At 42.2% G+C, this 13,565-nt stretch carries 11 protein-coding genes, 1 pseudogene and 1 other annotated feature; of the genes and pseudogenes, 10 read left to right on the top strand and 2 right to left on the bottom strand.

Annotated features, from left to right (window positions below):
- Positions 1 to 10: 10 nt before the first annotated feature.
- Positions 11 to 587: pseudogene (locus M3593_RS01270) on the top strand (RNA-guided endonuclease TnpB family protein); the annotation flags it as partial.
- A gap of 150 nt (positions 588 to 737) precedes the next feature.
- Here the strand turns inward: M3593_RS01270 and M3593_RS01265 are convergent.
- Positions 738 to 1,631 carry a LysR family transcriptional regulator gene (locus M3593_RS01265; protein WP_144480670.1) on the bottom strand — a complete coding sequence of 298 codons (894 nt, stop codon included), beginning with the start codon at positions 1,629 to 1,631 and terminating at the stop codon, positions 738 to 740.
- A gap of 273 nt (positions 1,632 to 1,904) precedes the next feature.
- On the opposite strand from M3593_RS01265, the gene M3593_RS01260 reads away from it, so the two are divergent.
- The 4 genes from M3593_RS01260 to M3593_RS01245 all read left to right on the top strand — a co-directional run bounded on the left by M3593_RS01260 (position 1,905) and on the right by M3593_RS01245 (position 6,526).
- Entirely contained in the window at positions 1,905 to 3,119 is a 1,215-nt protein-coding gene (locus tag M3593_RS01260) for an NAD(P)-dependent malic enzyme (protein ID WP_251540326.1), read from the top strand.
- 144 nt (positions 3,120 to 3,263) lie between these two features.
- Entirely contained in the window at positions 3,264 to 3,566 is a 303-nt protein-coding gene (locus M3593_RS01255; protein ID WP_251540324.1) for a hypothetical protein, read from the top strand.
- 285 nt (positions 3,567 to 3,851) lie between these two features.
- Positions 3,852 to 4,072, top strand: a binding site (T-box leader).
- Positions 4,073 to 4,163: 91 nt separating this feature from the next.
- Complete coding sequence (gene proB / locus M3593_RS01250; protein WP_251540322.1) at positions 4,164 to 5,282, top strand: glutamate 5-kinase; 1,119 nt, start codon at positions 4,164 to 4,166, stop codon at positions 5,280 to 5,282.
- Entirely contained in the window at positions 5,282 to 6,526 is a 1,245-nt protein-coding gene (locus tag M3593_RS01245) for a glutamate-5-semialdehyde dehydrogenase (RefSeq protein WP_251540320.1), read from the top strand. Before proB ends, M3593_RS01245 begins: the two co-directional genes overlap by 1 nt.
- 76 nt (positions 6,527 to 6,602) lie before the next feature.
- Here the strand turns inward: M3593_RS01245 and M3593_RS01240 are convergent, their stop codons facing one another.
- Positions 6,603 to 7,502 carry a glycerophosphodiester phosphodiesterase gene (locus M3593_RS01240; protein WP_251540319.1) on the bottom strand — a complete coding sequence of 300 codons (900 nt, stop codon included), beginning with the start codon at positions 7,500 to 7,502 and terminating at the stop codon, positions 6,603 to 6,605.
- A gap of 233 nt (positions 7,503 to 7,735) precedes the next feature.
- On the opposite strand from M3593_RS01240, the gene M3593_RS01235 reads away from it, so the two are divergent.
- The 5 genes from M3593_RS01235 to M3593_RS01215 all read left to right on the top strand — a co-directional run bounded on the left by M3593_RS01235 (position 7,736) and on the right by M3593_RS01215 (position 13,448).
- Positions 7,736 to 8,320: a YitT family protein gene (locus tag M3593_RS01235; RefSeq protein ID WP_144480680.1), complete on the top strand. Its 585-nt coding sequence runs from the start codon at positions 7,736 to 7,738 to the stop codon at positions 8,318 to 8,320.
- Positions 8,321 to 8,557: 237 nt separating this feature from the next.
- Entirely contained in the window at positions 8,558 to 9,250 is a 693-nt protein-coding gene (locus M3593_RS24190; protein ID WP_144480682.1) for a FadR/GntR family transcriptional regulator, read from the top strand.
- A gap of 45 nt (positions 9,251 to 9,295) precedes the next feature.
- Positions 9,296 to 10,621: an FAD-binding oxidoreductase gene (locus M3593_RS01225; RefSeq protein ID WP_251540316.1), complete on the top strand. Its 1,326-nt coding sequence runs from the start codon at positions 9,296 to 9,298 to the stop codon at positions 10,619 to 10,621.
- Positions 10,622 to 10,623: 2 nt separating this feature from the next.
- Positions 10,624 to 11,982, top strand: coding sequence for a (Fe-S)-binding protein (locus M3593_RS01220; protein WP_144480686.1), 1,359 nt, complete (start codon positions 10,624 to 10,626; stop codon positions 11,980 to 11,982).
- Positions 11,982 to 13,448, top strand: coding sequence for an FAD-linked oxidase C-terminal domain-containing protein (locus M3593_RS01215; RefSeq protein ID WP_144480891.1), 1,467 nt, complete (start codon positions 11,982 to 11,984; stop codon positions 13,446 to 13,448). The genes M3593_RS01220 and M3593_RS01215 overlap by 1 nt, the downstream gene beginning before the upstream one ends.
- Positions 13,449 to 13,565: the final 117 nt, after the last annotated feature.

Genomic DNA, 13,565 nt, shown 5'->3' with positions numbered 1-13,565 from the left:
TTGGCTTTCCGCGATTCTGGCAGATGGGACAAGGTACAGAAACAACCGTTATTTTAAGTCGTTAGAGCAAAAGTTAGCAAAAGCCCAACAGATCCTGTCAAGGCGAATCATCGGCTCTGGTAATTGGAATAAACAACGAAAAAAGGTTTCCCGAATTCACGAAATGATTGAAAACAAACGGACAGATTTCCTACATAAGACCTCTACGGATATCATCAAAAACCACGATCTTATCGGAATAAAGATTCTGCAAGTATCAAACATGATGAAAAATAAGAAGACAGCTGGGTCTATCGCGGATGTGTCTTGGTATCAATTCAAAACGATGCTAAAATACAAGGCTGAATGAATGGTACGGCAAGACAGTAGTGGAAGTGAGTAAAACCTTCCCTAGCTCTCAGCCGTGTTCGAGCTGCGGTTATAAAAATAAGGATGTTAAAGATCAAGGTTTGCGTGAATGGACCTTTATATGTGGTGTGCATCACGACCGCGATATTAATGCAGGGTTAAATCTCAAATACGAAGCCATAAGACTTCTAACCGGGGCTAGCCTAATCCATAACTGGCGGTTACGATGGTGTTCTTAGGAATCCCCCGCTTCAACGGTTCGCAAGAGCAGTTAAGTGGCGGGTAGTTCAACATATATAGTCGATTTCTTTTAAACACAGGTAATGAAGACGGTGCCGCCAGGAGACCCTGCTGTAAATAGGGGGGCTGCCCGTCTGCCTTCGCTTTGATTAGCTTTCCAGCTCAAGATATTGCCGGGAGGTAGTTATAAATTCACGGACAGTAAAGGGTAAGTATTTATTTTTTTTCCAAATCATCCCCAGCTCTAGATTAACATTTGATTGAACAAGAGGAATGACAGCAATTTCATCATTGCTTATATTTTTGCAAATTTTACTAGGCAATAGTGCTATTCCCATTTTTCCCTCGACCATTCCAAGCAGGAAATCCTTTTGTGAACTTTCACAGACGATATTGGGCTGGAAGTGATTCTTGGAACACTCCTCAATGATTAGGTCATAAAGCGTGAAGTCTTTCCGGTATAGTATAAACGGCTCATTATCCAATTCAGAGAAGTGCACCTCTTTTTTTAAAGCTAATCCATGGTCCCGATGGACAATTAACATCAAAGGATCCTTTATTACATTTATGATTTCAAAGCTGCTGTTAGGGGCAGGCAATGTGCAAATCAGACCTATATCCAAAGTTCCTTCCTCTACACCCAGCTTTATTTTCTTGGTCCCTACTTCTGTTAAAGTTATTTTCACTAGAGGATATTTCTCTTTATATTGGCTTATGAACTTTGAAAAGAAGGCAGCACCCACAATAGGAGGAATGCCGATTCTTATTTCCCCGCTTTTCAGTTCCATAATGTCAGTTAACTCAAGTGTGAGGTTTTTGAATGCCTGTAAAACTTCCTTTGCATTAATTAATACCGCTTTTCCTGCATCAGTTAATTCCAGCTGCTTTGAGGAACGGTAAAATAAAGGAACACCCAATTCTCCCTCTAAATTTTTAATTGCCTTGCTGATTGAAGGCTGGGTTACATGCAATGTTTGTGAAGCTTTCGTGAAGCTTAAATGCTTCGCTACCTCTGTAAAGTACTCCAAATGACGAATGTCCATAAATCTTCCCTCCCTTGAAAATGGATTAATGTTTTATTGTTTTTTTATAATATTCTAACATTTTAAATGATAATACCTCATTGAGTCTACTGTGTGAACCTGCTGTTTCTATTGTGAGTAACTGCTTTATAGCTAAAAAGCATAAAGGATATAGATTATATGTATTTCATTTATAACTGCAACCCATTATATAATGAACTAAATTTATCAGGTGCATTGTAAAATCTGAATACAGAAAATTAAAAATTTTCTGCAGGAAAAGGAGATGTAAAGATGAGCAATTTACAAAAAGAGGCGCTTTTCATTCACGAGAAGTTCAAAGGAAAGTTGTCGGTAGAAGTAAAAATGCCATTAAATAGCATGAAGGATTTAAGCTTGGCATATTCCCCTGGGGTGGCTGAACCGTGCAAGCAGATCTATGATCAACCAGAAAAAGTCTATGATTATACCATCAAAGGCAATTTAATCGCAGTTGTTTCTGACGGAACATCGGTCTTGGGTTTAGGCGATATTGGCCCCGAGGCGGCAATGCCAGTAATGGAAGGGAAGTCTGCCCTATTCAAGTCGTTCGCAGGGATTGATGCCGTTCCTATTTGCCTGGATACGAAAGACCCTGAAGAAATCATTAAAACAGTAAAGCTGCTGCAGCCAGCCTTTGGAGGAATCAATTTGGAGGATATCGCATCACCCAATTGTTTTTACATCGAGGAACGGCTGAAAAAAGAAATGAATATCCCGGTATTCCATGATGATCAGCATGGAACCGCAATCGTAACAGCAGCGGGGTTGATTAACTCTTTGAAGCTTGTAGATAAAAAAATCGATGAAATAAAAGTAGTTATCAATGGAGCAGGTGCTGCAGGGATTGCCATCGTAAAGCTTTTAATCACAATGGGTGTAAACGATATTATTATGTGTGATACAAGGGGCGCAATCTATGAAGGCAGACAGGAAGGCATGAATCCGCTGAAAGAATCCATCTCAAGGATTACCAACCACCGCAAACTTAAAGGACAGCTGGCAGATGTGATTGTTAATGCCGATGTTTTCATTGGAGTTTCCTCCGCCGGTGCCATGACTAAGGAAATGGTAGAAACAATGGCTGGCGAGGCAATCATTTTTGCCATGGCCAACCCGGTGCCTGAGATTATGCCTGAAGAAGCAAAGGCTGCCGGAGCGAGGGTAGTTGGAACAGGTCGTTCTGATTTGCCTAACCAGGTAAATAATGTCCTTGCGTTCCCTGGTATTTTCAGAGGAGCTTTGGATGTTTTGGCTACCGATATAAATGACGAGATGAAGGCTGCAGCTGTTAAAGCAATTGCAGGTTTAATTCAGAGTGAGGAGCTAGAAGAGGATTATGTGATACCAGCGCCATTAGACAGCAGAGTCGTTCCTGCAGTAAGAGAAGCGGTGGCGAAGGCTGCCTGGGAAACAGGTGTAGCGCGCAAAGAGGTTTTATCCAATCAGTTGGTCAATACCCAGCAATAAATCACTTTATTTCTGTAGAGATTGTTTCCTAAACAGACTAGTGTTCAGTTTTGCAAGTTGGATTTATCAGTGACGAAGGCATTCCAGATCAATCGGCGGTATTTTGACGGAATTTAAATTATGTTGAATGAGAGAGTGATTAAGTTGAGAATTTATGAAGTGCTTGACACAAAGGAAATGCTTCGTTGCGAATTTATCGAAAACTATCATGTCTTATACGAGAAAATTGAACTTAGAGACTATGAGATTAAAGATGATTGCTTATTAGAAAAGGGCTGCACTATACAAAAATATATTACTATTTTTAAAGGCAGTTCGTTTTCTTCTCTAATGAAAATCAAAGCATATCCGATTCAAGTGGTGGATATCATTGAAATTCGAAAGATGGTTGCAAATGACTTCCCTGAACTATTCAAAAATGTTCAATTTTCCCCCAAAGCTGTTTAAATAAGGCCAGTATCCTAAAATTTGTAGTTCTCACAATGAATTCAAAATTTTCAAGAAGCAACAGCAAAATCAATACTTAAACAGCTTTAACTAAAAAAATTGGATTTGTCCCCTTTAAGTTGTTCAGTTTTTCTGTACAGAAGGAATGTAACTTGAGGGGGAATTTTTACTGGTAATAAGGATCAGTAATTTTTGCAGGTTGATTGATTGACGAGAAAGTTTTTATTGACATAAAATCCTGTGTCATACATAATGTCTAATAAACTGAAAATTTAAATATAATCGTCAACAGTAATGACAGGGAACCAGTAAATAGAAATCAGGCAATAGAGAGTAGGATTCACCGGCTGAAAGATCTTACAGCCTGCAAAGCTATTGAACCTATCCCTTGAACTGTCAGGAAAACCTGACCGGCTTCCGCCGTTTCCGGAACATGAAGTCGGGCACTTGTATGATAAGTGCCAAAGAAGGTGGTACCGCGAAAGACAAGCTCTTCCGTCCTTTTATCAAGGGATAGGAGGGCTTTTTTTTATTCATCAAAAGATCATAGGCTTTTTAATTATTGTTGAACCAATAACAAAAAGAAGGTGGCAGCATATGAAAAGAAAGAGGATTGTCGTAAAGATTGGAAGCAGTTCACTGACAAACTTGAATGGCGGGCTTTGTATCGATATGCTGCGCGAACATGTAGATGCGCTGGCGCGCTTGAAGAAGCTTGGCCATGAAGTGATTTTGATTTCATCAGGAGCCGTTGCCGCCGGTTTTGGCGACCTCGGGTATTCATCCCGGCCTGTAACCATTGCCGGGAAGCAGGCAGCTGCAGCAGTAGGGCAGGGCCATCTTCTCAAGGGATATACAGAGGAATTGAAAAAATATGGACTTGTTGCCGCACAACTGCTGCTTACACGGCAAAATTTCCTTCATAAAGAACAGTATCAGAATGCATATGCAACAATATCCGAACTACTAAAACGAAATGTGCTTCCAATCATAAATGAAAATGATTCCGTATCGATTGAGGAGCTGGCATTCGGTGATAATGACTTGCTTTCCGCATTGGTGAGCGGCCTCATTCATGCAAATCATTTAATAATCTTGACAGATATCAATGGAATATATGATCAAAATCCCAGGACCAATCCAGATGCCAAAAAGTTCAACTACCTTGCGAAAATTCCGGATGAATTATTCGAAAGTGCATCAGGAGCGGGTTCAAAAGTCGGGACGGGAGGAATGAAAACAAAGCTTGAAGCTGCACGGACTGCAACGGCATTGGGAGTTCAGGTTTTTATTGGCTCTGGTACTGGAGCGGAGAAACTGGTAGAGATTCTGGATGGGAAAGGGGATGGCACCTATATTGGATGTACTTCTCATGCAAGCCTGAAAACATCGAAGCAATGGCTGGCACTGCATTCGATTCCAAGAGGAAAGGTTGAGGTGGACAAGGGGGCAGTTCAGGCCATTTTAAAACATGGTAAAAGTCTCCTTCCGGCTGGGATAACAAATATTATTGGCAGCTTTATGGTTAACGATGTCGTGGAGATAGTTGGCCCCAATGGCGAATTAGTAGGGAGAGGACAGGTCAATTTTTCATCAAGGGAGCTAGGCGAAATTAAAGGGTTATCAAGTTCAGAGGCGATGGCCATTGTCAACAGTGATAGAAGCGTTGTTATCCACCGTGATCACTGGGTCAGCCAGCGAAAGGAGAAGAATTAATGAGTGCAATCGAATTGATTCAAAAAGGGGAAAAAGCAAAAAAAGCAGCTGCGTTAATGGGAAAAAAGACAACAGAACAGAAAAATTCAGCTCTAATACTCATTTCCAGCCAGCTGATCAAGGAAAAGGAATTTATCCTTGCAGAAAATAAAAAAGATCTGGCTGCCGGGACAGATAATGGGATGAGTGAATCAGTTTTGGATCGGCTTAGGTTGGATGCGGCGAGGCTTGAAGATATGGCGGAAGCCTTAATATCGTTAACACAGCTAAAGGACCCAGTTGGTGAAGTATTGGAGCAATGGGAACGGCAAAATGGCCTTTTAATTTCACAGACGCGCGTCCCGCTCGGGGTTATTGGCATGATCTATGAGGCGCGCCCGAATGTGACGGTTGATGCATCAAGCCTTTGTTTGAAAACTGGTAATTCTGTGCTTCTGCGCGGAAGTTCAACAGCGATCAAATCAAACAAAGCCATTGTCCAGGTAATCCATCGAGCGCTTGAGAAGAGCGATTTGCCTGTTGATGCAGTTCAGCTTGTTGAAGATACAAGCAGGGACACTGCATCTGAAATGTTCAAGTTGAACCGCTACCTCGATGTACTGATTCCCCGAGGCGGTGCGAAACTGATCAAAACGGTTGTGGAAAACTCTACTGTTCCTGTATTGGAAACGGGTGCGGGTAACTGTCACGTGTTTATCGATCAATCAGCTGACAGAAATATGGCAATCAATATTTCTATGAATGCGAAAACACAGCGTCCGTCTGTTTGTAATGCGTGTGAAACAATCCTTGTCCATGAAGAGTGGGCAGCCATGCATCTGCCCAAACTGGTAGAGACCCTGCAGGACAAAGGGGTAATCATTCACGGTGATGAAATGGTTCCCGGGAGAGCAATCATTCCAGCCACTGAGCAAGACTGGTCGACAGAATATTTGGGATTGGAAGTAGCCATAAAAGTAGTTGGCAGCATAGATGAAGCCATTTCGCATATTAACGGGTATGGGACAAAGCATTCTGAAGTGATTGTTTCTTCCGACCCTGAAAATGTATACAGGTTTTTACAGGAAGTGGATGCTGCTGCAGTTTACCACAACGCTTCAACTAGATTCACAGATGGATATGAATTTGGATTTGGGGCTGAAATTGGAATCAGTACACAAAAGCTTCATGCACGGGGGCCAATGGGGCTGCAGGCCTTGACTTCAACCAAATATATAATTAAGGGTAACGGACAAGTGAAATAATCAACGATCATGTTTTACATAAATAAAAGATAAAAACGCCAAAAGCATGCGTTTTTATCTTTTATCTGCCTAATATTTAATGTGTGTTATTTTTTTCATGAAGAACTTCTTGCAATCGGTCTGGGAAGTTTGTAAACATTCCTGTGACACCCCAATCAAGGAGTTTTCTCATATCTTCCTTCTCATTGACTGTATACGGATGTATCAGCAAATTATACTCTCTGACCTTTTGTACATATGCTTCATCTATACGGTTGAAATTCATGCCCAGTCCGATGCTGTATGTTTTATATTCCTCTAGTTCAGCATCTGTAATGGCTGCTGTCTCGTCATACCATAATAATTGGATAAGCGGGATATCAGGATTTAAATCATGAATCTTCTTCAGGCTTTCAGGGCTGAAGGATTGGATCAAAACTTTGCTGGAAGGAGCATTAACTCCTGTTAACTTATACTCTTCAAGTATTTCTAACAATTTTTCTTCCATCCCTGGGTATACTTCAGGCGATTTTGTCTCGATATAGTAGCGGGCATCCTTGCCGAATTTCTGGATCACTTCTTCAAGTGTTGGCACTTTCAGTCCTGCATATTCCTCTTTTGCATAGTCCGGATATTTTTCATTGAACCATGAGCCGGCATCCAGCTTTTTGATTTCATCCAGCGTATAGTCCTTGACGAGTCCGGTTCCGTTTGTTGTCCGGTCCAATGTTTCATCATGCATGGCAATCAATTGGCCATCCTTTGTCATTTGAAGGTCGACTTCTATGTAGTCTCCTTTCATCTTCTCACCCAATTCATAGGAAGTGAGTGTGTGCTCCGGTGCATATCCAGATGCTCCCCGATGTGCCACATTTAAAATTTGGTTTGCTGTTAAGGATGGATCAACAGGTTCAGCCGCCGCGGCCGAGTCAACTATTCCCGAACCGATTCCAATCAAGGCTGCTGACATTAAGATGTTTCTGAAAATTGGTTTCATATTTTGTAATCTCCTTTCGTGATATTTCTTCTTAATAATAATTCCGAAAGTTTAAGAGAATATGAATTTAAAGTTAAGAAGAGTTTAGATTCTATTAAGTTATGGATTTAGCAAATATCTTTTAAACGTTGACTAATTAGAGGTTCTTTTCATTGTAAGATTAAGGATGAATTTAACGGAGGAATCACTCATAGGATAATGTATTCAGTAAAGTTCCGGGAGGAGAAGGAGATTTGGCAGGAAAAATAGTTACCATCACCATTGCCAGTGTGTTCATTGGGGTCGGGATAAATGGTTTTATTATTCCTTCTCATCTGATTAATGGGGGCGTTTGGGGAATCAGCCTATTGCTTAGTTATTTATTAGGATGGAAATTGGCAATAATCTTTACTTTTTTAAACGTTCCTATTTATTTTATAGCCATTTATTATGATATGAACCTTTTTTTCTACGGCCTAATTGGTACATTTATATCTGCCTTAATGATCAGCCTTTTATCTCCTCTAAATGGAATGTTTCATTTTCCGTTTCTGATAAGTATTTGTTTAGGAGGTATCTTTGTGGGAACTGGAGCCGGCCTGATGTTAAGAATTCATGCGAGTCCTGGAGGTCTGGATTTACTGGCGCTGATGCTATCAAAAATTTTTTCGCTAAATGTTGGAGTGATCATCCTGATGATAGATACTTTCATCATCTTAAGCGGGGCAGTCATCTTTAAACAGACTGTATTTCTTTACTCCCTAGTGATTGTTACACTTGTTGGCCTGATAGCATTACTGTTTACATCAATAAAATCGATAACAATATATAGGTATTGATTGGAAAAGGATAGGGGGGAACCTATCCTTTTTTTACTTTAAAGCTAAAGAGAATATGAATTTTAAAGTTAAGAAGAATTTGTCTCCTATTCCAAATTATGGAAAGTGTAAATTAACTTATTAGATTTTTTAATATTTTCAAACTATTTTGTTGATTCCAACACATTTTAATGCTTAAATAGATTTAAGTATGACACATATCAGATATGTGATATCTGACGATAAGGGGGTGAAGTGGTGAAGGTGGAGAAGATTCCAACTAAAAAAGTGTCTGAGTCGGTTACGGAGCAAATCGAGAAAATGATTGAAGAGGGGACTTTCCTTCCGGGAGAAAAGCTTCCTTCGGTCCGTGAACTTTGTGACATGTTCGGAGTCGGCCGTTCCGCGGTACGGGACGCCATTACAACCCTTAAAGGAAAGGGTGCTGTTACCGTGAAGCAGGGGGAAGGTACCTACATATGTAAGTTCGACTCTGGAAAATTATTTAACAATCACCTTCTGCTTCCAAGTTCAAAGGACATAAGCCAGCTTTTTCAGGTAAGGAAACTCCTTGAGCCAGGCATTGCAGGCATTGCTGCGCAGAACCGTTCTGAGGCCGATTTGGAGTTAATGGCCGAATTGCTTTCCGGAAAAGGGGAAAATAGCTGGGAAGCTGATTATAACTTTCACATGGCGATTGCGAGAGCTGCCGGTAACGAAATCCTTGTTCAGCTGCTTGAATTCATTTCAGCATCCATGAAAAAAACGATGATCGGATTCCATGGCTTTATAGAAGAAGACAGGGCAGTTTTTGAAGAGATCGCCGGCCAGCACTACGGGATTTATCAGATGATCCTGACAAAAAATCCTGCTCACGCAAAACGATTGATGCAGGAACATCTGGACTGTGTAGAAGATCTGCTGAAAAATAGTTCCGTTTTAAATGTTTAAAAAAACAAATTTTGTTTCTTACTCAGAAACAGTTGGAGGGCTGCCATGATTACCGCAGAGCTTTTAACGGAGATAAAAGCTGTTTTTCCTGAAACTCAGATATCGGAAGGAGGAGACGGAAAGCAACCTTTTGGCAATGGAGGGGTGTTGACAGTATTTCCGAATACCGAAAAGGAAATCGCAAGTCTATTAAAATATGCCAATGAGACAAATAAAACCGTGAATGTCATTGGCGGAGGGACAAAAAAAGGATACGGGGGAACAACTGAAAGTGCAGATATCCTTCTGTCACTGTCCAATTGTAAAGGAATCGTCGAGCATGTTCCCGGGGATATGGCACTTACAGTTAAACCGGGTACCACCTTTAAAGAAATCCAGGATTATTTGCTGGATTTTAACCAAAAAATCGCACTTGATCCATTCTTGCCTGCCTATGCGACAATTGGCGGTATAATTTCTGCCAATGACAGCGGACCCAAACGGCTTGGCTATGGGTCGGCGCGTGATGCAGTCATCGGACTCCGGATTGTTTATCCAGACGGTACTGTCATCCGCTCAGGAGGAAAGGTTGTAAAGAATGTTGCAGGCTATGATATGAACAAATTGTTTATCGGGGCAATGGGCACTCTTGGAGTGATTTCCGAAATCACCTTGAAGCTTCGTCCTGTGGCAAAATACGAAAGCCTGGTACTTCTTAAATTTCGTCAAGAAAGTCTGGAAGATGCAAGGACTTTTGCTGTAAAACTGCTGGATACGGTAATTGAACCAGTTGCCCTGGAGCTGATCAATCCCTCATTATCAGCAAAACTCTTAAATGAAAAGGTTTACACCATGGCAGTCAGTCTCGAAGATGTGGAAAGCTCCGTGATGTATCAGGAAGATTTTATCCAGAAGCATAAGCCATCTGAGTCCAGTCTGGACATCCTTCGGAATGAAGAGGCAAGATCATTCTGGAATGAATTTTATGGATTCGTGCCAAATGCTGCTGTTAGTAATACTGAAAAACAAACAGAAGCAATATTGAAGATCGGCACTGTGAATATGAATGTAATCAAAATATTGCAGGAATGTCAGGTGGTACAGGATTCCCATAATCTGCTCATAGAAGCGCATGGCGGTCTTGGTCATGGAATAAGCCAGTTGGTACTGAAGGGAGCAGAGGCAGACATTAATTCTGCAATCCATCCTTTAAGAAGCAAAGCTGAAGAACTTAGCGGTTATGCTGTAGTCAGGCATTTACCCCTTGAACAGCGCAAAATGGTAAATGTATGGGGAGAAAAGCAGGCACACCAGTTCATTCTGGATGGAATCAAAACAAAGATTGATCCAAATCGAGTCCTGAATCCTGGACGTTTTGTTGGGGGGATATAATTGTGAGTTTACGAGAGATAGATTTAAAGCAAGAGCCTGCTTGCAGTTCCAAGACTTTAGGCAATTACCTCTGGAGCGACCTTCCAGATGAAAATAAATGGGCCGACTGTGTCCATTGCGGCATGTGTCTAGAATCTTGCCCAACCTATGAACTTACGGGTCAGGAACAGCATTCTCCGCGAGGAAGGGTCCATTTGATCAAGTCGGTTGCAGAAGGCAAACTCTCGGTAAATGAGCAGTTCATGGATCCTGTGTTCGCCTGTCTCGATTGTCGTGCCTGTACAACTGCCTGTCCTGCCGATGTCAATGTCGGTGGCCTGATTGAAGAAGCCCGCGGACAAATTCGCCAGGCGATGCCGCTGACAGGCTGGAAGGGTGCAGTAAACAAACTGTTCCTTCAAGAGTTGTTCCCGCATCAAAATCGCCTTAATTCCTTGGGCAGCCTGCTGAAATTTTACCAAAAGAGCGGCATTCAGAAGGCAGTCAGGAAAACGGGGCTGATCAACATCATGCCGAAACACCTTGTGGAAATGGAAGCAATCATGCCGGAGGTACATGAACCTGTACGCAAAAAATATCAGAATGTCGATGTGATCAAGGCGAAAACAGAAACAAAAAATGAAGTAGCGATGCTGACTGGCTGCGTAATGGACGTCATGTTCAGTGATGTCAATGAAGCAACCATAAATGTATTGACCCGAAATGGCAACGATGTCATCATTCCGAGGAATCAAACATGCTGCGGGGCACTGCATGTCCATGCTGGTGACAGGGAAACAGGCAGGAAGCTTGCCAGGAAAAATATTGAAGCATTCAAGGATGCTGATAAAGTCATTGTTAACGCAGCGGGATGCGGAAGCATGCTAAAGGAGTACCATGAATTGTTCCGCGACGATCCCGAGTGGCATGACAGGGCGTTGGAGTTCTCCAAGAAGGTTGAAGACATTTCTAAATATCTTCATGACACTGGATATGAAAAGCCAAAAGCAGCGATGAACGTCAGGATGACCTATCATGATGCTTGCCACCTGGCACATGGACAGGGAATAAGACAGGAACCGCGGGATCTTCTTTTGAATATCCCTGGAGTGGAAATGGTGCATATGCCTAACTCTGACCGCTGCTGCGGCAGTGCGGGAATCTATAACATCACAAACCCTGATATGGCCGGTGCTGTCCTTGAAAGCAAAATGGAAAATGTCCCGGAAGATGTTGAGATGATTTCGATGGGGAATCCGGGATGCATGCTTCAGATGGCAATCGGAGTCGAGAAGCACGGAAGAAATCAAAAGGTTGTCCATACGATTCAGCTGCTTGATTGGGCTTATCAAAAAGAAGATAGCCAGAAGGAGGGTGAATGATGGCAAAGAAAGGTATTCAATCGAAGGACCCTCATGTCCTGAATCTAGCTAAAATCGTCGGTTATGATCCTGTCCGCAAGTCCGTTCTCTATGAAAAGGAAGATCTTCTTGCCTATGACTGTGACGGTTTCACCATCCATAAGCATCTGCCAAGGGTTGTCGTTTTCCCGAAGAATACAGCTGAAGTTGCTGCCATCGTTAAATACTGTCATGAAAGTGAACTGCCATTTTTAGCAAGAGGGGCAGGAACGGGTCTGAGCGGAGGAGCAATTCCTTTGAACGGAGAGGTAATCATCAGCATGGTCCGGATGAAAAAACTCCTGAGTGTTGATTTTGAAAACAGACGTGCAGTGGTGGAACCAGGATTTGTCAACCTTAAACTTACCAACTCCATTTCAGATAAGGGATATTATTATGCTCCGGATCCATCGAGCCAGTATTGCTGTACGATCGGCGGGAATGTGGCCGAGAACGCTGGGGGAGCGCATTGCCTGAAATATGGTGTTACGACGAACCATATTCTCGGACTTGAGGTTGTCCTGCCAAATGGGGATATTATAGAAATCGGAAAAGATGGTATCCCGGATCTGCCGGGCTACGACCTGCTTGGATTATTGACTGGTTCCGAAGGCACATTGGGGATTGTTACAAAAATAACTGTAAGGATATTGAAGAATCCAGAAGGAAAGCAAACCGTGCTTGCCTACTTTGATAAAGTAGCAGATGGCAGCAAAGCTGTATCAGATATTATTTCAGCTGGAATTGTCCCTGCTGCACTGGAGATGATGGATCAAACGGCGATTGAAGGCGTGGAGGCAGCCGCTTTTCCTGTAGGGCATCCAAAGGACATAGAGGCTGTGCTCCTGATCGAAGTGGATGGAATTGCCGCTGGCCTCGATGAACAGATCAACCAGATTCTTGAGGTATGCAATAACAATAATGTCCGCGAAGTAAAAGCAGCCCAGAGTGAACAGGAAAGAGCAAGATGGTGGGCCAACCGGAAAACGGGTTTTGGAGCGATGGGCGCAATATCACCTGATTATTTAGTACAGGATGGCGTTATCCCAAGAAGCAGGCTCCCTGAGGTTTTAAAGCGGATCAATGAAATAAGCGAAGAATTTGGGCTGAGGATCGCCAATATCTTTCATGCCGGGGATGGGAACCTGCACCCACTCGTTCTGTTTGATGCGAGAAAGCCGGGGGAATCCGAAAGAGCGCTGGAAGCCGGAAGCATGTGTCTGAAGGTTTGTGCAGATGTCGGCGGAACGATAACCGGTGAACATGGAGTTGGAATAGAGAAAAGGGAAGAAATGCGGTTTGTGTTCAATGACGAGGAAATCCATGCACAAACAGAAATCAGGCAGGTATTCAACCCTAAAAATCTCTTGAATGCTGGAAAACTCTTCCCATCTCCTGGACGTTGTGTCGAGGTGAAAAAGGAAATTGCCGCGGCTTCATCTCAATAAAAATCAGAATAATCAAAAGGGATAAAATATTTGAAATGCAACCGAAATTCATGATATGATTTTTTTAAAGAAATTTTGAAACAGCGTTTCGTAATAAGAAACAAATACTTATTAACG

Source organism: Mesobacillus sp. MER 48 (genome assembly GCF_023714225.1).
In the GTDB taxonomy this organism is placed as follows: domain Bacteria; phylum Bacillota; class Bacilli; order Bacillales; family Cytobacillaceae; genus Mesobacillus; species Mesobacillus oceanisediminis_A.
The sequence above is the reverse complement of the archived record's forward strand: the minus strand, read 5'-3'. Positions and strand labels throughout refer to the sequence as shown.